This window comes from Gemmiger sp. An120 (assembly GCF_002160955.1).
GTDB lineage: Bacteria > Bacillota > Clostridia > Oscillospirales > Ruminococcaceae > Gemmiger_A > Gemmiger_A avium.
Genome location: NZ_NFLN01000021.1, coordinates 13986 through 35354 on the forward strand (window position 1 = coordinate 13986; position 21369 = coordinate 35354).

Sequence of the window (21369 nt, forward strand, 5' to 3'; positions counted from 1 at the left end):
GACAGCAAAGAAAGGATGACAGGCCATGAAACTGGAATTCTGCAAGATGCAGGGCGCGGGCAATGATTTTGTGGTGATCGACAACCGGATCGCCCGCCTGACCCCGGAACAGATGCCCCTGCTGGCGCGCAAGGTATGCGCCCGGCGCACCAGCGTGGGGGCGGACGGCCTGATGGTGGCCGACGAGCCCCAGCACGGCGGCGACGCGAAGATGTGGTTCTTCAACAGCGACGGCAGCGTGGGGGAGATGTGCGGCAACGGGGCCCGGTGCTTCGGCCGGTTCGTGTACGAGCATTTCGCCGCCAAGGACGAGATCATCATTGAGGCCACCAGCGGCGACGTGCCCGCCTGGCGGCAGACCGACCGGCTGTACAAGGTGCTGCTGAACCGGCCCACGGTGCTGCGCACCGGCTGGCCCACCCAGGGCGCGGACGGCGGCCCGCTGCGGGCAGCCTATGTGGAGCTGGGCGACCCGGGCCTGCCCCATCTGGTGGTGCCGGTGCCGGGCCTGGCGGAGATGGAGGATTACGGTGAGCGGCTGTTTGAGACCGGCCGGGAGCTGCGGTTCCATCCGCTGCTGCCCAAGGGCGCCAACGTGAACTTCTGCCAGGTGCTGGGACCCCGGGAGGTGCTGATCCGCACCTACGAGCGCGGGGTGGAGGACTTCACCCTGGCCTGCGGCACCGGCAGCGGCAGCACCGTGGCCGCCCTGCAGGCCATGGGCCTGGTGGCCAAGGGCGCGCCGGTCACGGTGCACAACCCCGGCGACGACCTGATCATCGACTGCCGCTGGGCCGGCGATTCGGTGGAGGAGCTGTTCCTCACCGGCCCCACCAACCTGGTGGCAACCGGGTATATTTTAGATGAGGATCTACAGCTGTGAGATGAATCGGCCCTCGCAGAGGGGCGATGAGTCCACAGATGTATCCCTTACGCAGCGGACGGGTGCGCAGGGCTGTGGGGGCCCGGCGAAGCCGGGGTGCCCGCAGGGCATTTATCCCACAGGCCGGAGCACCCGGGAGCGGCCCGGGACGCATAACCCGTCCACGCCACCGCAAGGAAAGGGGCGCACCGCCCTGTGACAACGGGTGATCTACAGCTGTGAGATGAATCGGCCCTCACAGAGGGCCGATGAATCCACAGATGTATCCCTTACGCAGCGGACGGGTGCGCAGGGCTGTGGGGGCCCGGCGAAGCCGGGGTGCCCGAAGGGCATTTATCCCACAGGCCGGAGCACCCGGGAGCGGCCCGGGGCGCATAACCCGTCCACGCCACCGCAAGGAAAGGGGCGCACCGCCCTGTGACAACGGGTGATCTACAGCTGTGAGATGAATCGGCCCTCGCAGAGGGGCGATGAATCCACAGATGTATCCCTTACGCAGTGGACGGGTGCGCAGGACGACGGGGGCCGGGCCGCGGGACGGCCCGGGTGGCCGCAGGCCATTTATCCCGCCGCCCGGAGCACCCGGGAGCGGCCCGGGGCGCACAACCTGATACACCCCAAACCGGGGGCCGGAACACGCCGGCCCCCTGTTTTTTTCAAAAATGCAATGAACCGCATTTTCTGCCCGTACAGCCGCACAAAATACACTTGAAAACGCGGGCAAAAATTGCTACAATAACCTGCAAGAGGGGTATCTCTCTTGCAGGGCCGCGGCCTCCGCGCCGGCGGCGGAGCATCCCCGAAAAAATACGATGGGCGCGGAGAAAAAGGAGAACGACTATGGCTTACAAGATTACCGATGCCTGCATCGCCTGCGGCACCTGCGCCGGCGAGTGCCCGGTCAGCGCCATCTCTGAGGGCGACGGCAAGTATGTCATCGACGAGGCTGCCTGCCTGGATTGCGGCACCTGCGCCGGCGCTTGCCCTGTTGGCGCCATCGAGGGCTGATCCCAGCACCAGAAGTAAGGCGGGCGGTTTCGCCCGCCTTATTTTTATCCTTTTTTGCGCATGGGAGGCGCACGCTGTATGGAAATCGATCTGTTTTCGCTGCCGCTGCTGCCCGCCGGGCCGGTGCCCGACCGGCTGGCCTGGGCCTATCTGCTGCGCTGCGCTGATGGCAGCCTGTACGCGGGCTGGACCAGCGACCTGGCCCGTCGGGTGGCGGCCCATACCGCCGGCAAGGGGGCCCGCTACACCCGCGCCCGCAAAGGGGTGGGTCTGGCCTGGTGCGCGCTGCTGCCGGACCAGGGCACGGCCATGCGGGTGGAGGCCGCGCTGAAACGGCTGGACAAGCCCCAAAAAGAAGCCCTGTGCGCCGCCTGGGCCGAGGAGATGCGGCCCCGCCTGTGTGCTGCCACCCCCGCCGACGCGGCGGACATCGCGGCGGTATACGGCTGGTATGTGCGCAACAGCACCGCCACCTTTGCCTGCACCGAGCCCACCGTGGAGGACTGGGCCGCCGAGATCGCCGCGGCGGGGCAGAAGTACCCGTTCCTGATCGCCCGCAGCGGTTCCGGCGCGCTGCTGGGCTACGCCTGCGCCCATCCCTGGGGCACCCGGGAGGCGTTCAGCTGGGACGTGGAGACCACCATCTACTGCCATCCCGGCGCGGCGGGGCGGGGGATTGCCCGGCCGCTCTATGCCGCGCTGCTGGAGGCGCTGGCCGTGCAGGGGGTGTGGAACGCCTATGCCCGCATTGCCGACCCGAACCCCGCCAGCGAGCGGTTCCACGCCCGGCTGGGGTTTGTCTGCCAGGGGCGTTGCCCCCGCACCGGCTACAAGCTGGACCGGTGGGTGGGGCTGTCCACCTGGTGCCGGGCCCTGAAAAAGGGCCGCGCCGCCCCCGCGCCGGTGGCCCCGCCCCCCGCCGGGCAGGCGCTGGCCGCGCTGCTTGACAAGTACGCGTCCGATGGGATAGGATAAACTCAGAGAATGGGGATCTGCGCCCTGTGGGCGCGCCCCGCCGCGAGGTGGTTGCATGGAAGCAAAAAATACAGTGGTCATCTTTGGCACCGAGGCCTTTGCCCGGGGCGAGATGGTCAATCTGGCGCTGAGCACCGGCGCGCTGGTGCTGGAGCGCACCACCGGCAATTACAGCCCCCGGGGCTGTTACCTGACCCCGGTGCTGCCTTTCTCGGCCTTTGACCGGCTGATGGTCAGCTGGGGGGCGGACACCCCCCGGGGCACCAGTCTGGAGGCCGAGGTGCGGGTGTTCTGCGGCGACAAGTGGTCGGGCTGGTACGGGTTCGGCCGGTGGAGCCCCTTTGTAAGCCGGGCGGGCGTGCACCAGCCGGAGGCGGATCCCGCCTGGATGGACGGGGATGTGCTCTGCGTGCCGGGCGGCGCCGTCAAGGCCCAGGTGCGGGTATTTTTGTACAGCGAGGATCCCCAGATCACCTGCGCGCTGCGGCTGCTGGCGGTGAGCGTGCGGCCCAGGGACTGGAACCGGCAGGAGGGCCCGGCGCTGGACCGGGCGCTGAGGATTCCGGCCTACAGCCAGCTGAACCGGGACCCGGCGTTCGGCGCGGCGGGCTGCCTGCCGGTGTGCGTGGCCATGCTGATGAACCGGTGGGGGGAGGACATCCTGCCGGAGGAGCTGGCGCTGGCCATGTACGACGAGGAGGCCGGCTGCGGCAACCGGGCGTTCGCCGCGGCGGCGGCGGGGGCCTACGGCTACGAGGCCTATCTGGCCTGGCTGGATCTGGCGGGGCTGAAAGCCCAGATCAAGGCCGGGTACGGGGTGATCTGCTGCGTGCGGTACACCAACGATCCCGCCAGCCCGGAGGGTCTGCCCTGGCTGGAGGGCGCGGACGGTGTGGCGCCCTGGCACACGCTGGTGGTGCGGGGTTTTGTGACCGACCGGGCGGCCGGGGACCGGCCCGCGGTGCTGGTGAACGACCCGTTCAGCCCCAACGACGCGGCGGCGGAACGCTGCTACGATCTGGAGCAGTTCCTGGCCTGCTGGACGGGGGCCTGCTGCCTGGTGCACCGCAAGCGCAAGGGCGCGGGCAACGGCCATCCGGAACGGTTCAGCGCGGTGCTGCGCCCGGTGGGGCCGGTAGGGATGTACCGGTTTGAGGCGTTCGGCCAGCCGTACCCGCTGCCGGCGGATTTTCTGGGCACGCCCCAGCGCCCGGCGGGAACCCTGGCCTACACCCTGGCGGAACCGGTGGCCCATGCCACCACCGCCCACAAGCGGTTTTATTATGCCTCGGTCACGCCGGAGGGCAACATCCAGCTGCCCGCCCCGGTGATGGCGGAAGGCAAAAAGATCACGGTATACGCGATCGACAACACGGGAAGCACCCTGGTGGCCGAGCTCAAACCCTGAGCCCGGGCGCCGGCTGCATAATCCAAACAGGCTGTAAGGAGGAATGGTTATGAGCGCATCCATCATCGTTTTGAGCCGGCAGGTCTGCACCGGCGGCTGTGACGTAGGCAAAAAGGCCGCGGCGGCGCTGGGCATCCCCTATTATGACAAGGAGCTCATCAGCATGGCCGCCCGGGAGAGCGGCCTGAGCGAGCAGGCGGTGGCTGCCAACGAACAGCGGCGCACCGGCAGCCTGCTGTACAGCCTGTATTCCATGACCGCCGAGCTGCCGCTGGGGGATCAGGTATTCCTGGCGCAGAGCCAGGTGATCCGCAAGCTGGCGCAGGAGGGCCCCTGCGTGATCGTGGGCCGCTGCGCCGACTATGTGCTGCGGGATCATCCGGGGCTTCTGCGGGTGATGGTGCATGCCCCGATGGAGTTCCGCCGCCAGTACGCCCGGGATATACTGGGCTGGACCGGCGAGGACAAGGAGATGGACACCCGCATCTACAAGCAGGACAAGGCCCGGGCGTCCTACTATGAATACTATACCCAGAACCGGTGGGGGGACGTGCGCCACTGTGACCTGGCGCTGAACGCCGCCCTGGGAGAGGAGGCCTGCGTGCAGGCGCTGCTGGCGGCCTACAAGGCGGCCAAATAAAGGAAGGAACAAGGAGACAGGATGAATCAACTTGCGGAAAACAAGATGGGAACCCGGCCGGTCGGCCCGCTGCTGATCAGCATGGCGCTGCCGATGATCGCCTCCATGCTGATGCAGGCGCTGTACAATGTGGTGGACAGCATCTTTGTCAGCCAGGTATCGGAGGCGGCGCTGACCGCCGTGGGGCTGGCGTTCCCGATCCAGAACCTGATGATCGCGGTGGGCGTGGGCACCGGCGTGGGTGTGAACGCCCTGCTGAGCAAGAGCCTGGGCGAGAAGAATTTTGACCAGGCCGACCGGGCCGCCGACAACGGTATTTTTCTGGCGCTGGTGAGCACGGTGGTGTTCATGGTGCTGGGCGGGCTGTTCAGCGGCGCGTATTTCCGGATGCAGAACGTATCGCAGGCGGTAGGGGAGGCCGGCACGGCCTATCTGACCATCGTGACGGTGGTCAGCATCGGGGTGTTCGGCCAGACCATGATGGAAAAGCTGCTGAGCGCCACCGGGCGCACCATGCTGTCGATGATCTGCCAGATGGTGGGCGCGGTGACCAACATCATCCTGGACCCGATCATGATCTTCGGTTTGCTGGGATGCCCGGCCATGGGCGTGGCCGGCGCGGCCTGGGCCACCGTGATCGGCCAGTGCCTGGCTTTTGCGCTGGGGCTGTATCTGCAGCAGTTCCATAACAAGGAGGTCAAACTGACCCTGCGGGGGATCTTCCGGCCGCACGGCGCTACCATCCGTCGGATCTACGGGATCGGGTTCCCCAGCATCGCCATGATGAGCGTGGGCAGCGTGATGACCTTCTGCATGAACCAGGTATTGCTGGTGTTTTCCGAAACGGCCACCGCGGTGTTCGGTGTATACTTCAAGCTGCAGAGCTTCGTGTTCATGCCGGTATTCGGCATGAACAACGCCATGGTGCCCATCATCAGCTACAACTACGGCGCGCTGCGCCCCGACCGGATGCGGGCCACCATGCGGCTGAGCATGATCCTGGGCGAAGGGTTCATGGTGATCGGGTTCGCGGTGTTCCAGCTGCTGCCGGACGCGCTGCTGCGGATGTTCAACGCCTCGGAATCCATGCTGGCCATCGGCGTGCCCGCGCTGCGGATCATCTCGGTCAGTTTCTTGCTGGCGGGGGTCGCGGTGGTGTGCGGATCGGTGTTCCAGGCGGTGGGCCAGGGCCTGTTCAGCCTGATCGTGAGCGTGGCCCGGCAGCTGCTGGTGCTGGTGCCGCTGGCTTACCTGTTCAGCCTGTCCGGCAACCTGACCGCCGTCTGGTGGAGTTTCCCCGCCGCCGAACTGGTCAGCCTGGCGCTGACCCTGTTCTTCCTGCTGCGGGTGAAAAAAACTATCATCCATCCCCTGGTGGAAAAAGCCCGCCAGGCTGCGGCGTAAAGGCCAATCTGGGGGGACAACGTCCCCCCAGACCCCGGAAATCAGGGCCGAAACTATTCGGCCCTGGGGATAAATATAAAATACGGCCCGCGCAAACCATTTTGGTCTGCGCGGGCCTTTGTTCATTTTCTTTCCCAAGGGCCGGAGTATTCCGGCCCTGATTTCCGGGGGGTATGGGGGGATAGGTTCTATCCCCCCATATTGGCATCGCTGCGCGGAGCCGCGACGCTCTGGCGCACCACCAGCTCGCAGGGCATGAAGATATTCAGGGGCACGGTATGGCCGTGATCGATCCGGTCCAGCAGGGTCTTGACGGCGAAACTGCCCAGATCCCGGAACGGCACCTTGACGGTGGTCAGCAGGGGTTTTGTCTGTTCCGCTTCCGGGATATTGTCGATGCTGATCACGCTCATCTGCGCCGGCACCGCCACCCCGGCCTCCGCCAATCCCCGCAATACCCCCTGGGCGGTGGCGTCGTTGGCGCAGAACAGCGCCGTGGGCCGGGTTTTGGCCGCCAGGATCCGCTCCACCGCCCGGTGCCCGCCCGCCGGATTCATCGCCGCCGGAAAAATCGGTCCCGGCGTCAATCCCACATCCAGCATGAACGCCCGGTATCCCCGGTAGCGGATCTCCTTTTCCGTCTCGCCCACGTACCCGATCACCCGATGCCCCGCCTCGTACAGATACTGCAGCGCCATCTCCGCTGCGTGCCATCCGTCGCACACGATGTGATCCCGGCGTATCTCCATCTGATTCAGGGTGATGTGCACCACCCGTTTCTTGAACCGGCCGATCAGCCCCTCGCAGTCCGGCCCGCTCTTGCCCAGCACCACCAGGCCCTCCGTGCGGCCCGGCGCAAAGGCTTCCTCCCGGCAAAGACGCAGCGCGTCCTTATGGCTGTACCGGAGCCCCAGCCGGCACCCCTGCCGCAGCACTTCCTCCTCCACACAGGCCGCCAGCGCGTTGAAAAAACTGTCCTCTTTATAATCCTCCGCCCGCGCAAACAGGCAGCTCACCGTGATGGCCTCCTTCGGTGTTCCGCCGCCCTCCTTCAGCCGCTTGGCCTCCTGATTCGGCACATAGCCCGTGGCCCGCACCGCGTCCCACACCCGCTTCTGCACCGCCGCGCCCGCACATTTTTCGCCCTTGCCGTTGATGATCCGGGACACCGTGCTGGCCGATACCCCCGCCAGCCGGGCCACCTCTTTCAGCGTTGCCATGGAATGCGCCTCCTTTCGCGCAAACGTTTTCCTTGTCTTTTATCATACCCAGTTCCCGCCTTTTTGACAAGACGGGAATTTTTTTGCCCCCGTCCCCTTGACAGCGTCCGGTTTAGGTGCTATGGTTAGTTACACAAGTAATGAACCACTTAACCCATGGGTAGAACGGACAGATAAGGAGGTGAGAGGGTTGCTGCAACCCTTTAACGACCAGAGCGCCCTCTACCTGCAGGTGGCGCGGATGCTGGAGGATGGCATCCTGCGGGGGATCTACCCCGCGGAAGAACAGGTGCCCAGCACCAACGAGCTGGCCCGGGTGTACAAGATCAACCCGGCCACGGCGGCCAAGGGCATCAACCTGCTGGTGGATGAGGGGATTCTGTACAAGCGGCGGGGCATCGGGATGTTTGTGGCCCCGGGGGCGGCGCAGGCCATCGCCGCCCGGCGCAAGGCAGCCTTTTACAACGACTATGTGATCGCGCTGGCGAAGGAAGCCGCCAGCCTGGGTATCGATGCGGAGGAGCTGGCGCAGATGGTGCGCCGGGCCGCCGCCGAAAAGGAGGAACAAGGATGAACGGTAACCAGCACCCGGAACTGCAGGCCCGCGGCCTGCGGCTGCGGTACGGAAAGAACGAAGTATTGCACGGCATCGACCTGACCCTGCGTCCGGGCTGCATCTACGGCCTGGTGGGGCGCAACGGGGCGGGCAAGACCACCCTGCTCAGCTGCCTGACCGGTCAGCTGGCGGTGAGTGAGGGCACCGTGATGTGCGGCGGGCAGCCGGTGTGGGAGAACCCGGCGGCGCTGGCAAACCTGTGCTTTTCCCGGGAGATCGGCACCACCCTGGGCGGCGGCCCCAACAACATGAAGGTGCGGGACTACCTGGAGGCGGCGGCGCTGTTTCTGCCCCACTGGGACAAGGAGTATGCCGCCCGGCTGGTGGAACGGTTCGGGCTGGACGAGCGCAAGAAGATCTGCAAGCTGAGCAAGGGCATGCTGAGCATGGTGACCATCGTGATCGCCCTGGCCAGCCGGGCCCCCATCACCATCCTGGACGAGCCGGTGGCGGGCCTGGACGTGGTGGCCCGGGAGGACTTCTACAAGCTGCTGCTGGAGGACTACGCCGAGACCGAGCGCACCTTTGTGATCAGCACCCATATTATTGAGGAGGCCGCCTCGGTGTTTGAGGAGGTCATCCTGCTGGACGAGGGCAACATCCTGGAAATGGGCGAGACCGACGAGCTGGTGGGCCAGTTTGCGGCGGTGACCGGCGCCGAGGAAGCGGTGGACGCGGTCTGCGCCGGGCACAGGGTGCTGACCTGTGAGCGGCTGGGCCGCCAGAAACAGTGCGTGGTGCGGCTGCCCGGCGGGCCCGGGGCGCTGCGTGCCGGCAGTGAGGTGTACGTGGAACCCCTGACCCTGCAAAAGGTGTTCGTGACTCTGTGCGGCCACGAGGAGAAAGGGGGCGGCGCGGCATGACGGCGCGGGCAGTTCGGTTTTCGCTGCGGTGGGCGGCCATGCTGCTGGGCGTGGTGGTGCTGTTTGCCCTGATCACGCTGGGCTCCGCCGCCCTGTGGGGCACCGACAGCCGGGAAAACTTTATGGCCAACTATCTGATCGCCTTTCCGCTGCTGGCGGAGTTTATCTTTCTGATAAGCGGGGCGTCGATGGCCATGCCCATGCTGCCGCTGATGGTGGCCATGGGCTGCACCCGCCGGGCCGCCTGGGCCGGGATGCAGATCGTGACCTGGCTGTGCTGGGCGGTGCTGCTGGTGGTAAGCCTGGGGATGTTCCGGGCGGGGCAGGCCTTCGGGATGGAGACGATTTTTTCCAGCGGAGCGGTGTTCAACGGGCTGTTCCTGGCCCTGGCCGGGCAGCTGGCGCTGCCGGCGGGGCTGCTGGAAGGCCGGCTGGGCCGGGGTCTGGTGGCCGGGGGCGGTTCTGTGCTGATGCTGGGCGGGCTGATCCTGGGCGCGATGCACGAGACCGGGATACTGCCCGACCCCGGCTTTATGGCGGCACAGGTGGTCTGCGCCGTGGCGGTGGTGGCGCTGTTTGCGGCCAGCCACCGGCTGGCGATGCGGCTGGCCCCGAAAAACGCGTGACAAGGAGGGAGTTTTGATGCTGCGAACCATCAAAGCCTGCGTGGCCATCAGCCTGCGGGATCTGTGGCTGGAGCTGGCCGCCGTGGCCGGGGTCTGGCTGCTGGTGGAGCTGGGCACCAATCTGGTGACCGGATACTATTTTTATAAGGACGGCCCCGCCTGCGGCACGGTGGGGTTTGCCGGGACGCTGGCGGTGTTCGGCACCGCGGTGATGGCGGCCTTTATCAATGTGGGCCGGGTATGGATGGATTTCCGCCGGGGGCTGCGGCTGGGGGCCACCCGCCGCGGGCTGCTGGCGGGGGAGATGCTGGCCTGTGTTCTGCACAGTCTGGCGCCGGTGGGGCTGGCGCTGGCCCTGGCCGGGGTGAGCGAGGGCATCTACCGGCTGCTGTGGCAGCCCCGCGGGGTGCAGCTGGTGTTCTCGGTCTGGACCTTCATGAGCCCGGCGGTGCTGGCGCTGCTGCTGGCCGGGCCCGTCGCGGTGGCCTACCTGATCGGCGCGCCGCTGCTGAAGTTCGGCGGCAAGGCCGGCTGGGTGCTCTGGTGCATCTGGATGGCGGTGGTGCTGTTCGACGACCAGCTGTCCCGGCTGTTCGGCGGGGTCTTTGGCCCCTTTGTGGCGGCAAACCCGCTGGGGCTGGGTATTCTGGGCACCGCGGCGGCGCTGGTCTATCTGGTGCTCTGCGCCCGCTGGATACTGCGTCTGCCCGCTACCGGCGGCGGAGGCTGACCCAAATAATAGTTTTTCTCCCGGAGATTCAATTCTCCGGGAGATTTTTTAACCTTTTAACAGCTCATTTTTAACCTTTTGGGTGGGGATCGGCTTTTCTGACCGGGATCAGCCGGGCCTTTGTCCTGATTTTCCTGTTTTGTGACCGGCCGGTGGTATTCTATAACCACAGGGAGCGAACACGCCCCGCCAAACAACCGAAACGCCCTGCCGGACGGCCAGGTATCTGCTATACAGGGAGAGGAACCAATCATGAAAAAGAACCACAACATCCGCCGCTTTATCTGCGATTTGATCGCCGCCGGGATGCTGACCTCGGCCGCCAGCACCGGCGTCTTTGCCGACAGCCCCAGCAACAATCATCCGGGCAACAGCCAGACCCAGGGCACCCCGGGCTTTGATCAGGGCAACAACGCCAACACCGGCCACGGCCAGGACGGCACCGGCAACGGCTCTCTGACCGGCGAGGATTCGGAGCCGGACAACAAGCCCGACAAAGATGATGACGACGATGATGACGACGATCGCGATGATCACGACGACGACGATGATGACAAAGATGACGGTGTGAACACTGGCGACAGCGAGAACACCGGCGACAATGGCGGCAGCAGCAATTCCGGCAACACCGGCAGCAATGGCGGCAGCACGGTGACCCCGGCTGTTCCGGCTCCGGCCCCGGTGCAGAATCTGACCGCTGCCCCGGCCGCTGTGACCGTGCAGACCCTGGCCGCCCCCGCCGCCGCAGAGACGGTGGAGGAGGAGCCCGCCCCGCTGGCCCAGACCGCCGGTGCGCACTGGGCGCTGCTGAACCTGCTGTTCACCCTGGCCGGGATCGCGCTGGCCATTCCCGCCGGCCTGCGCCGGATGGGCGCCGCCCGCCTGGCGCCGGTAGCGGTGGCCGCCTGCGCGGTGGTGATCCTGATCCTGACCCTGGACCTGACCCTGCCCATGGGCCTGGCGGACATCTGGACCTTGCCCCTGGCCGCCGCCCAGCTGGCGATGCTGCTGCGCCGCGCCCAGCGGGAGGACGCCTGCGCTTTCCATAAATCCATAAAAAACAGGACGCATCGGTGATGCGTCCTGTTTTTTGCTATCGTCAGGCGGCGTTGCCGTTGAAGACCTGCAGTTCGATCAGCCGGGCATCCCCATTTATCGCGGGGGTGTCGGCGTGCCGTTCCGCCGGGTTCATCACAAAGGTGAAGGTACTGCTGACCCCCGTCTGGTCACCGATCGACAGGGCACAGCTGCTCTGTGCATCGTTGGCGTTTTCTCCGGGAAGGCGGACGCTCAGCCGCACCCCTCCATCCGCTTGCTCTGCAAGTCCGATGTAGGTACAGCCGGCCAGCCACTGGATCTCCTCCGGGGTAAAGCCCAGCTTTTCCAGGGCGGTGGCCAGGGTGTCCTCCGGCTGGATACCGGCCAGCTGCCCTTCGTCCAGCCAGATGGCCGGGCGGCGGGGTTCGGTGTCGTCATACCGCATGACCGTGATCGTCATCAGGCTGGCATAGGTTTCCTCATTGTCCCGGTGGGCCATGAAATAGTCGTAGTCGCCGGACAGGGTGATCCCCAGATCCGGGTTGTTGGTAAAGTTGCCCATCTGGTAGTACGGCAGCATCGGCAGAAAGCTCTCCATACTGGCCTGTGACGCCGGGATGCCGTTCAGGCTCACGCCGGTGAAGATGGCGGCCGTATCCAGATGGGCGGCGGCCGCTTCCAGAAATTCGTCGCTGCCCGGTTCCGGGATCATCAGCTGCTCCAGCCGGGCCTGCAGCTCGGCCAGGGCCGGGTCCTCCGGGTAGAGGGCCAGGGCCTCGTCCAGCACGCGCTGGGCGACGTCATAGTCCTCCTGCTGGATGTACACCTCCACCATGCCTGCCCAGGCCGCTGCGCCGCCGTCCAGGCTGCGGGCCGTCTCATAATCGGCCAGGGCCTCATTGACCATGCCCAGGGCCAGGTAGGCTTCGGCCCGCTGCAGGTAGGTCTCGGGCCGGTTCGGGTCCACGGCGATGGCGTCGGTAAAGGCTGCCAGCGCCTCGTCAAAGCTGCCCTCGGTCAGGTAGCGCATACCCAGGTCGTACTGCTCCTGCCAGCGCTCCTCCAGGCTGGCGCAGCCCGCCAGCAGGGCCAGCGCCAGCAGCAGGCACAGGATTTTTCGTTTCATGGTTCCTCTCTCCTCTTTTCTCGTGGCGGGGTACAGACGCCCGCTTTCTTTCAGTATAGCGCCTCCCGGGAATCGCCTGCCAGAACCAAAAACGACCCCAACCGGGTGAAAATTGCAAAAAGGAGTTTTTTAGGCCGGTGCGGCGATTTTTTTCGCCGGTTTTCACCGGATATGGTATACTGAAAGCAAACCGAAAAGAGAGGAAGGATTGCGCATGGCAAACCGTTTTCAGAAGTTCTATCAGATGGTGGCCGAGGCCACCGGGCTGACGCCGGACGCAGGACAGCCGGCTCTGTTTGGCAATCGGGGCGGGTTCGACCTTCTGGTGCATCCGCTCAAGCCCTCCCAGCCGGGCATCCTGACCGTGACCGTCTGCGTGCAGCGGGCCGCCGGGCCGCTGACCGCCGGAGAGATCAAGGAGTTCCGGGCCGGGCAGTGGGCCTGCGCCAGGCTGTTTCAGCAGGGGCAGACGGTGAACATGACCATCAAGAACTCGCTGAAGGTAACCAAACACATGCCGGAGGTGCTGCCCGGGCTGCTGGACGGCTTTGCGGAGTTTCTGCGGCAGGCGGGCTTTGAAAATGTCTGCCAGAGCTGCGGCGCGGCGGGCGAAACCCAAAGCTGCTTTGCCGGCGGACGGCTGCTGCAGCTCTGTCCGGAATGTCTGGCCCGGATGCAGCAGCAGGCGGCCACCGCGCCCGTCAAGCCGGAAAACCCGGTGGCCGGGGCGGTGGGCGCGCTGATCGGCAGCCTGGCGGGCGCGGCGTGCATCATCCTGCTCAGCCAGCTGGGCTATGTGGCGGCGCTGAGCGGCCTGGTGATGGGGGTGTGCGCCATCAAGGGCTACGAGATGCTGGGCGGCCGGCTTTCGGGCAAGGGGGCCGCGGTCAGCGTGGTGATCATGCTGCTCATGACCTACGCGGCCGACCGGCTGGACTGGGGCATCGTGATCGCCCGGGAACTGGGCGTGGATGTGTTTACCGGGTTCCGCTCGGTGGGGGTGCTGCTGGAAATGCAGGCCATCGACGGCGCCATGTACTGGGGCAACCTGGTAATGCTGTATCTGTTCTTGCTGCTGGGCATGGTGCCCACGGTGCTGTCCGGGCTGCGCGCAAGCCGCCAGGCCGGCGTGGTCCGTCCGCTGCAGGGCCCCGGGCCCCAGCTGTAACAAAGGAGGAAAACCCATGTTTCGTCATCTGAAAGCCAGTATGTTTGTGATGCAGCTGGTCTACCTGGCGCTGGGTCTGGCGCTGGTGTTCGCGCCGGACATGTCGGCCCGGGTGCTGTGCTACGCCTGCGGCGCGGCGCTGCTGGCGGTGGGTCTGCTGGCGGTGTGGCGGTTCGCCGCCGCCCGGCAGGAGCGGCTGCTGTTTGCCTGGTTCAGCCTGGTATACGGGGTGCTGTTCACCGTGCTGGGCATCTTTCTGCTGGTGCAGCCGGACACGGTGCTGACCGTCCTGCCCGCGGTGTTCGGGGTGTTTGTGCTGCTGGACAGTCTGGGCCGGATCCAGAACGCGCTGGAACTGCGCCGGGCCGGCCTGGTGCGCTGGTGGGGGATGCTGTTTTTCGCGCTGCTGAGCGTGGTGCTGGGCGTGCTGATCCTGATCAATCCCTTTGCGGCGCTGACCACCACCGTGCGGGTGATCGGGGCGGTGCTGCTGATCGAATCGGTGCTGGGGCTGGCCTGCGCGCTTTACACCAGCCTGGTGCTGCGGGAACTGGAAAAGGCCGTGCGGGATGCCGGCGACGACCTGATGGAGGTCTAAGCAGCCCCAAAAGTCGTACTTATTCTGTGAATTTTTGCCTTTCTGCACAAAAAGACTTGACTTTCAGGCCCCCGTATGCTATAAACTCCTATGGCTTTGTAACCAGCTGCCCGCCGCCGGGCCGCCGTCCGGTTTCGGGCGTTGCTCTAGGCGGCAGCTGGTTTTTTGCTGCGTACAAATAAGAAAGCAATTTGCAGGAGGATGCACACCATGTATGACGTTGTGATCGTTGGCGCCGGCCCGGCCGGCATCTTTACCGCGCTGGAACTGCTGCGCAAGGGCAGCCGTCACAAGATCCTGCTGCTGGAAAAGGGGCGGCCGGTGGAGAAGCGCCACTGCCCCAAGGCGGAGACCGGCCGCTGCATGAACTGCAAGCCCTACTGCCATATCACCACCGGATTTTCGGGCGCGGGCGCGTTTTCGGACGGCAAGCTGAGCCTGAATCATGAGGTGGGCGGGGATCTGCCCAGCCTGATCGGGGAGTTTTACGCCCAGGAGCTGATCGACTATACCGACGGCATTTATCTGGAGTTCGGCGCGGACGAGCATATCGAGGGTGTGGAGCACACTGACGAGATCAAGGCCATCCGCAAGCGGGCGATTCAGGCGGGCCTGAAGCTGGTGGACTGCCCGGTGCGGCATCTGGGCACCGAGAAGGCCCAGCAGCTGTACTACGATCTGCAGCAGTATCTGCTGGAGCACGGGGTGGAGATCCGGTTCGGCGTGGAGTGCCGCAACCTGGTGCTGAAGGATGACGCCTGCACCGGCGTGATCGTGGCCGAGGGCGGCAAGGAGACCGAGATCAGCGGCAAGACGGTGGTGGTGGCCACCGGCCGCCGCGGCGCGGACTGGCTGGAGGCCCTGTGCGCGGAGCATCACATCGACCACAAGCCCGGCACCGTGGATATCGGCGTGCGGGTGGAGTGCCGCAACGAGGTGATGGAGACGGTGAACAAGGTGCTGTATGAGAGCAAGCTGATCGGGTATCCGCGGCCGTTCAAGAACAAGGTGCGCACCTTCTGCCAGAATCCCGGCGGGTTTGTGAGCCAGGAAAACTACGACAACGACCTGGCGGTGGTGAATGGCCACAGCTACAAGGAGAAGAAGAGCGACAACACCAACGTGGCGATTCTGTGCAGCCACAACTTCACCGAGCCGTTCAACCAGCCCATCGCCTACGCCCAGAAGATCGGCGAGGTGACCAACATGCTGGGCGCGGGGCATATCCTGGTGCAGCGGTTCGGCGATATTCTGGACGGCAAGCGCACCTGGCAGAAGGAGCTGGCGTTCAGCAACCTGCGGCCCACCCTGAAGGACGCGGTGGCCGGTGACATCACCGCCGCCATGCCCTACCGGGCCATGACCAACATCATCGGGTTTATCCAGATGGTGGATCAGGTGGTGCCGGGTTTTGCCAGCACCGAGACCCTGCTGTACAGCCCGGAACTGAAGTTCTATTCCAACCGGGTGAACATGGACGAGGAACTGCGTACCAGCATCCGGAACCTGTACTGCCTGGGCGATTCCTCCGGCTGGACCCGCGGCCTGATGATGGCCAGCGTCATGGGCGTGCTCATGGCCCGCAAGATCATGGGCGTGCGGTAATTGGCAAATATGGGGGGATAGAACCTATCCCCCCATACCCCCCGGAACACATGGCCGAATATCTTCGGCCATAGGGGAAATTTATACAAGATAAGGCCCGCGCGGACATTTTTTGTCTGCGCGGGCCTTATCTGTTTTCTTTTCCCCAGGGCCGGAGTATTCCGGCCCGATTTCCGGGGTCTGGGGGGACGTTGTCCCCCCAGATTAGCCTATCTCCCGTTTGCACCGCTGCCCAAAACGTGTTATACTGATGCGTGTTTGAACAAACGAACAAGGCGGGGCGCCGGGCCTTTGGTCTGTGCGGGAGATGAGCCCCGCGGGAGAAGAGAGGACAATCATGACCATTCGCAACGCAACTGCCGCTGACGCAGCGGCGCTGGCCGCCGTGGAAGCGGCCTGTTTCCCGGCCGCGGAGGCGGCCACCGAACCGCAGATCGCCGCCCGGCTGGCGGTGTTCCCGGACAAATTCTTTGTAGCCGAAGAAGACGGCAACGTGATCGGCTTCATCGACGGGGCGGTGATCGACCGCCCCACCCTGACCGACGCGATGTTTGAAGACCCGTCGCTGCACCGGCCGCTGGGCGCCTGGCAGGCGGTGTACGGCCTGAACACCCTGCCCGACTACCGCCGCCGCGGCGTGGCCGCCGCGCTGATGAATGCGCTGCTGGACGCCGCCCGCGCCGAGGGCCGCCGGGGCGCGGCGCTCACCTGCAAGCAGGCGCTGATCCACTACTATGAAAAGTTCGGATACCGGCTTCTGGGCCTGTCCGCGTCCCAGCACGGCGGCGCGGTCTGGTACGACATGCTGCTGGAATTCTGACCCTTTTCCCACCCTACCGCCAAGGAGGACGCCATGGACTACGGACTGATCGGCAAAAAACTGGGCCACAGCTTTTCCGCCCCCATCCATGAGGAGCTGGGCGGCTACCGCTACCAGCTGCGGGAACTTCCCGACGAAACCGCGCTGGCGGAGTTTCTGCGCAAGCGGGAGTTCAAGGCCATCAACGTGACCATCCCCTACAAGCAGGCGGTGATGCCGGCCTGCGCCTACCTGGACCCGGCGGCGAAAGCCATCGGCGCGGTGAACACCATCGTGAACCGGAACGGCGTGCTCTCCGGCTACAACACCGACTACGCCGGGGCCCGCCGCGCCATGCGCCGGGGCGGGGTAGAGCTGGCGGACCGGGTGGTGCTGATTCTGGGCACCGGCGGCACCCGCCGCACCTTTTCCGCCATCGCCCGGGACGAGGGCGCGCGGGAGATCCTGGTGGCCGGGCGCAGCGGCGGCGACGGGGTACTGACCTACGGGGAAGCTGCCCGCCGCGCCGACGTGCAGGTGGTGCTGAACGCCAGCCCCGCCGGGATGTGGCCCCACAACGGGGAATGCCTGGTGGATCTGTCGGTCTGGCCCGCGCTGGAATCGGTGTTTGACGCGGTATACAACCCACTGGAAACCCGGCTGCTCTGGCAGGCCAAGCAGCGGGGTCTGCCCGCGGTGAACGGTCTGGCCATGCTGGTGGGGCAGGCGAAATACGCCTCGGAGCATTTCACCGGCCGCTCCATCCCGGACGAGGAGATCGACCGGGTACACCGCACCCTGCTGGGCCGTCTGGCCAACCTGGTGCTGGTGGGGATGCCCGGCTGCGGCAAGACCCGCATCGGCCGTCTGGCGGCGCAGGCGCTGGGCCGGGATTTTGTGGACATGGACGCGGAGATTGAAAAAGCCGCCGGGATGTCCATTCCGGATATCTTTTCCTGGGAAGGGGAGCAGGGCTTCCGGGACCGGGAAACCCGGGTGGCTGAAATCCTGGGCGCCCGCACCGGGCTGGTGATCGCCACCGGCGGCGGCGCGGTGCTGCGGGGGGAAAATGTGCGGGCTTTGCGCCAGAACGGCGTGATCGTGTACATGCAGCGGTCGCTGGATCAGCTGGCGGTGGGGGGCAACCGGCCCCTGAGTTCCAGCCGGGAGGCACTGGAAAAGATGCTCGCCGCCCGCGCGCCCCTCTACGAGGCGGCGGCGCACCGGGTGGTGTTCAACACCGGCGGCCCGCCCAGCCTGGCCCGCCGGGACGTGCTGGCGGCATTCCGCCAGGCACTGGATGCCGGGGTGTTATAACAAAACAGAACAAGGCCCGCGCGGGGACGGATACCGTCCCTGCGCGGGCCTTGCTTTTTCTTATTCCTTGGGATCGGCCACCTTGGGAGCGCGTTTACCGCCCCGCAGGTAGGTGCACTCGCTGCGCTTGTACCATTTGGGGGCCAGGCTGCTGCCCTCGGCCCGGACCTTGAGCATACCGGAAACCGGGTTGGCTTCCAGCACCACGCCCTCGCCGTCCGGGGTGCGGACGATGCTGCCGTTCATGGGGGTGATGCTGTTCAGGTACTCGTAGCTTTTCTGCTCATAGGCCAGGCAGCACATGAGCCGGCCGCAACTGCCGCTGATCTTGGTGGGGTTCAGGCTCAGGCCCTGTTCCTTGGCCATCTTGATGCTGACCGGCTGGAAGTCCCGCAGGAAACGGCTGCAGCAGAAGGGCTGGCCGCAGATGCCGATACCGCCCAGCATCTTGCTCTCGTCCCGCACGCCGATCTGGCGCAGCTCGATCCGGGTATGGAACACACCCGCCAGGTCCTTGACCAGGTCCCGGAAATCCACACGCCCGTCGGCGGTGAAGTAGAACAGGATCTTGCTGCGGTCCAGGTTGTATTCCGCGTCCACCAGCTTCATTTCCAGGCCGTGCTTGGCAATGCGCTCCTGGCAGATGGTAAAGGCTTTCTTTTCATCGGCCCGGTTCTGTTTCATGGCCCGCACGTCCAGGCTGTCCGCCGCGCGCAGAACCTTTTTCAGTTCCCGGGGGATCTGGCTGTCCGGCAGTTCCGCCGGGCCCGGCACCACTTCGCCGCATTCCGCGCCGCGGGCCGTTTCCACGATCACGTAGTCGCCCGGCTGGCAGTCCAGGTCTACCGGGTCAAAATAGTAGGCTTTTCCGGCCGGTTTGAACCGCACCGATACGATTTTCTTCATACCATTCCTTTTTCTCTGCCGCAAGCATTGGGTGTCACGTCCCGGCCCGCGCGGCAGTGGGTTGGGCTGGGGTTTGATAAGGTTGGAATGCTATTATATAGCCAATATGGGGGTCAAAGACCCCCATGCCCCCCTTTGTCGGGCCAATACATTGGCCCTCGGGGGAAATCACATTTAACCTTTTTGCATACGCAAAAGGCCGCACGTGTAATACATTTCGTATAATTGACAAAAATTATACACGACATAGGCGCAGGGCCAGGGCGGTTAGGGTCAGGCGGGGGTTGGCGTTGGATTCCAGCGCGGTGAGGGCGCGGCCTGCCTGCCGGGCCGCGTGGGCCGCCCGGGCGGGGGGCAGGGGATCTTCCGGGGCGGGGGAGCGCATCCAGGCGCCGCACAAACTGCGCAGCAGCTCGATCAGCCGGGTGGCCCGGGATTTGTCCCTTTCCACGCCCGCCAGCACCCGCATGCAGGCATACCGGTCCCGGGCCGCGGCGGCCGCCGCCAGTTCCCGGGCTTCCCGCAGCAGGGCGTCCCCGTCGGGGCTTTGCAGCAGCGCCAGCGCCGCGCCCGCCCGGCCGCCGAACGCCCGGGCCAGATCCTGGGCATGGGGCTCGTCACAGGCGGGGTATTCCGCCCGTAGCAGGGCGGCGCAGTCCGCCTGGGGCAGAGGAGCCACCGTGTACAGACGGCACCGGCTGCGGATTGTGGGCAGCACGGAACCCGCCCCGGGTGCCGTCAGGATAAACAGCACCCCGGGCGGGGGTTCCTCCAGGATCTTCAGCAGCGCGTTGGCGCTGGCCGGGTTCATTTTATGGGCGCCGTAGACGATCTGCACACGCCCGGCGGCGGACAGACTGGTCTCGTACAGCGCGGCGCGGGCGGCGCGGATCTGCTCCACCTTGATGATGCCGCCGCTGCCGGAGCCCCGCAGCGCGGCGCATTCCGGGCTTTCGCCCCGCAGTACCGCTTCGGCGGCGGGGCCGCCCGCCGGATACAGGTAATCGGCCGCCAGGCACCGGGCGGCAAACCCGGCGCCGCAGCCCGCCTCGCCGCACAGCAGCACGCTGTGGCCCAGCCGGCCGGCGCTGAGCGCCTCGGTCAGGGCCTGGCGGGTGAGCTCATTGCCGGCCAGACGGGCCAGCATCACAGCTTTTCAAACCGCTCCACGTTGGTGACAAAGACGGTAGCGCCGCCCACGGTGACCTCCAGCGGGTAGGCGGTGGCCACGCCCAGGCCATAGCTGGCGGTGCTGGGAACCACCTCGGTGCGCTGCTTGCAGCAGCGGGCGATCACGGCGATGCAGTTGTCAACCTTTTCGTCATCGGTACCGATGAGCAGGGTCATGTTGCCGGCCATCAGGAATCCGCCGGTGGTGGACAGACGGGTAACGCTGAACCCGGCCTTGATAAGCTCGGTACACACGGCGCGGGAATCCTCTTTGTTGACGATAGCGGTGATCATTTTCATAACGGCAAACCTCCCTGTACCGCCCGCTTGCGGGCGGTGGATAAACACGCAGGGCACTGCCCCGCGCTTTTTTCTATTGTATCACACTGTCAGCGATTCTTCCACTGGTTTTGCCAATCCCGGCGGCGTTTATAGTTGCGGTAGCTGTTGATGCCGTCGTGCCACAGGTCCTGGCCGAAGAACAGCAGAAAACCGCTGAGCGCCAGCACCAGGCTGAGTTTGTTCAGCAGGCCGGGCATGGTGAGGATCTGCAGCAGGTACAAAGCGCCCGAGAACAGCCCGATCCACTTGACCTTGATGGGGATGACGAAGAACAGCAGCAGCTGCTGCTCCGGATACAGGCAGGCAAAGGCAAAGAACAGGGAATAGTAGATGCCCAGGTTATCGGACCAGCCGGTGAGCAGGCAGGCCAGCCAGGCGCCCACGATGCCCGCCGCCACATAGACGGTGAACCGGAAATTGCCCCAGGCGCGTTCCAGCGCCATGCCGATCCAGTATTCACAGTACAGATATAAAAGGAAGAACAACGGGTTGGAACCGCTGGACGGCATGAACACAAAGGTGATCAGGCGCCATACCTGCCCGTGCAGCACGCCGCTGCGGGTCAGGCTGATCATGCCCAGCAGGTTGTACATGCCCAGATTGTAGGCGACGTACATCAGAAGCTGCCCCGCGATCAGGATTATCATCAGGTTGGGAATACCGCCGCGGCGGCCGTATTTGTATTCGAGTTTCTGCAGCCAGGATTGCATATGCCAGAGGCCTCTCTTTCTTGTTCACAATCGGTGTTTTGTAAAATTGTTGCCCGCGCGTTTTGGCCGCAATCGGCGCGCTGGCATGGGGATATTGTACCATTTTCCCCAGCCGCATTCAACAAAAAGTTATCGACCGGCAGTTTTCGTGGAATCTCGTGTGGAAAAACCCACCCCAAAATATAGGGTTCTCAACACTTTCCACAGAGTTTTCCAC

General features: G+C 65.2%; 22 protein-coding genes. 16 read left to right on the forward strand and 6 right to left on the reverse strand.

What is annotated here, in order from left to right; all coding sequences use genetic code 11:
• Window positions 1–25 precede the first annotated feature (25 nt).
• The 6 genes from dapF to B5E65_RS13480 all read left to right on the forward strand — a co-directional run bounded on the left by dapF (window position 26) and on the right by B5E65_RS13480 (window position 6318).
• Complete coding sequence (gene dapF, locus B5E65_RS13455; protein ID WP_087172281.1) at window positions 26–883, forward strand: diaminopimelate epimerase; 858 nt, start codon at window positions 26–28, stop codon at window positions 881–883.
• A gap of 840 nt (window positions 884–1723) precedes the next feature.
• Window positions 1724–1891, forward strand: coding sequence for a DUF362 domain-containing protein (locus B5E65_RS13460; protein ID WP_087172282.1), 168 nt, complete (start codon window positions 1724–1726; stop codon window positions 1889–1891).
• A gap of 78 nt (window positions 1892–1969) precedes the next feature.
• Complete coding sequence (locus B5E65_RS13465; RefSeq protein ID WP_158098600.1) at window positions 1970–2866, forward strand: GNAT family N-acetyltransferase; 897 nt, start codon at window positions 1970–1972, stop codon at window positions 2864–2866.
• Window positions 2867–2921: 55 nt separating this feature from the next.
• Window positions 2922–4274 carry a C39 family peptidase gene (locus B5E65_RS13470; protein WP_087172284.1) on the forward strand — a complete coding sequence of 451 codons (1353 nt, stop codon included), beginning with the start codon at window positions 2922–2924 and terminating at the stop codon, window positions 4272–4274.
• A gap of 49 nt (window positions 4275–4323) precedes the next feature.
• Complete coding sequence (locus B5E65_RS13475; protein ID WP_087172285.1) at window positions 4324–4914, forward strand: cytidylate kinase-like family protein; 591 nt, start codon at window positions 4324–4326, stop codon at window positions 4912–4914.
• Between the two features lie 21 nt (window positions 4915–4935).
• Window positions 4936–6318, forward strand: a complete 1383-nt coding sequence (locus B5E65_RS13480; RefSeq protein ID WP_087172286.1) for an MATE family efflux transporter — start codon at window positions 4936–4938, stop codon at window positions 6316–6318.
• Between the two features lie 188 nt (window positions 6319–6506).
• Here B5E65_RS13480 and B5E65_RS13485 read toward each other — a convergent pair whose 3' ends face one another.
• Complete coding sequence (locus tag B5E65_RS13485) at window positions 6507–7538, reverse strand: LacI family DNA-binding transcriptional regulator (protein WP_087172287.1); 1032 nt, start codon at window positions 7536–7538, stop codon at window positions 6507–6509.
• A 181-nt stretch (window positions 7539–7719) separates the two neighbouring features.
• Between B5E65_RS13485 and B5E65_RS13490 the strand changes: the two genes are divergently transcribed.
• The 5 genes from B5E65_RS13490 (at window position 7720) to B5E65_RS13510 (ending at window position 11450) form a co-directional block, all read left to right on the forward strand.
• Entirely contained in the window at window positions 7720–8112 is a 393-nt protein-coding gene (locus B5E65_RS13490) for a GntR family transcriptional regulator (protein ID WP_481810361.1), read from the forward strand.
• The gene (locus B5E65_RS13495) at window positions 8109–9017 is read left to right on the forward strand and encodes an ABC transporter ATP-binding protein (RefSeq protein WP_087172289.1); all 909 of its coding nucleotides are present in this window, start codon (window positions 8109–8111) and stop codon (window positions 9015–9017) included. Before B5E65_RS13490 ends, B5E65_RS13495 begins: the two co-directional genes overlap by 4 nt.
• Complete coding sequence (locus B5E65_RS13500; protein WP_087172290.1) at window positions 9014–9643, forward strand: hypothetical protein; 630 nt, start codon at window positions 9014–9016, stop codon at window positions 9641–9643. The genes B5E65_RS13495 and B5E65_RS13500 overlap by 4 nt, the downstream gene beginning before the upstream one ends.
• A 16-nt stretch (window positions 9644–9659) precedes the next feature.
• A complete protein-coding gene (locus B5E65_RS13505) occupies window positions 9660–10373 on the forward strand; it encodes a hypothetical protein (RefSeq protein WP_087172291.1) in 714 nt (237 codons plus the stop codon).
• 252 nt (window positions 10374–10625) lie between these two features.
• Window positions 10626–11450, forward strand: coding sequence for a hypothetical protein (locus tag B5E65_RS13510; protein ID WP_087172292.1), 825 nt, complete (start codon window positions 10626–10628; stop codon window positions 11448–11450).
• A gap of 22 nt (window positions 11451–11472) precedes the next feature.
• On the opposite strand, the gene B5E65_RS13515 is transcribed toward B5E65_RS13510, so the two are convergent.
• Window positions 11473–12537, reverse strand: coding sequence for a tetratricopeptide repeat protein (locus B5E65_RS13515; RefSeq protein WP_087172293.1), 1065 nt, complete (start codon window positions 12535–12537; stop codon window positions 11473–11475).
• Window positions 12538–12751: 214 nt separating this feature from the next.
• Between B5E65_RS13515 and B5E65_RS13520 the strand changes: the two genes are divergently transcribed.
• The 5 genes from B5E65_RS13520 (at window position 12752) to B5E65_RS13540 (ending at window position 18024) form a co-directional block, all read left to right on the forward strand.
• Entirely contained in the window at window positions 12752–13705 is a 954-nt protein-coding gene (locus B5E65_RS13520; RefSeq protein WP_087172294.1) for a hypothetical protein, read from the forward strand.
• Between the two features lie 16 nt (window positions 13706–13721).
• Entirely contained in the window at window positions 13722–14303 is a 582-nt protein-coding gene (locus B5E65_RS13525; RefSeq protein WP_087172295.1) for an HdeD family acid-resistance protein, read from the forward strand.
• A gap of 210 nt (window positions 14304–14513) precedes the next feature.
• Window positions 14514–15908: an NAD(P)/FAD-dependent oxidoreductase gene (locus tag B5E65_RS13530; protein ID WP_087172296.1), complete on the forward strand. Its 1395-nt coding sequence runs from the start codon at window positions 14514–14516 to the stop codon at window positions 15906–15908.
• 337 nt (window positions 15909–16245) lie between these two features.
• Complete coding sequence (locus tag B5E65_RS13535) at window positions 16246–16728, forward strand: GNAT family N-acetyltransferase (RefSeq protein ID WP_087172297.1); 483 nt, start codon at window positions 16246–16248, stop codon at window positions 16726–16728.
• 33 nt (window positions 16729–16761) lie between these two features.
• On the forward strand, window positions 16762–18024 hold the full coding sequence (locus B5E65_RS13540) for a shikimate kinase (protein WP_087172298.1): 1263 nt from the start codon (window positions 16762–16764) through the stop codon (window positions 18022–18024).
• Between the two features lie 60 nt (window positions 18025–18084).
• Here the strand turns inward: B5E65_RS13540 and B5E65_RS13545 are convergent, their stop codons facing one another.
• The 4 genes from B5E65_RS13545 to B5E65_RS13560 form a co-directional block, all read right to left on the reverse strand.
• The gene (locus B5E65_RS13545; protein ID WP_087172299.1) at window positions 18085–18930 is read right to left on the reverse strand and encodes a PSP1 domain-containing protein; all 846 of its coding nucleotides are present in this window, start codon (window positions 18928–18930) and stop codon (window positions 18085–18087) included.
• Between the two features lie 235 nt (window positions 18931–19165).
• Complete coding sequence (locus B5E65_RS13550; protein WP_087172300.1) at window positions 19166–20077, reverse strand: hypothetical protein; 912 nt, start codon at window positions 20075–20077, stop codon at window positions 19166–19168.
• Window positions 20077–20400, reverse strand: a complete 324-nt coding sequence (locus tag B5E65_RS13555; RefSeq protein WP_087172301.1) for a cyclic-di-AMP receptor — start codon at window positions 20398–20400, stop codon at window positions 20077–20079. Before B5E65_RS13555 ends, B5E65_RS13550 begins: the two co-directional genes overlap by 1 nt.
• 89 nt (window positions 20401–20489) lie before the next feature.
• Window positions 20490–21152 (reverse strand): rhomboid family protein, encoded by a 663-nt coding sequence (locus B5E65_RS13560; protein WP_087172302.1) that lies wholly within the window; start codon window positions 21150–21152, stop codon window positions 20490–20492.
• Window positions 21153–21369 lie beyond the last annotated feature (217 nt).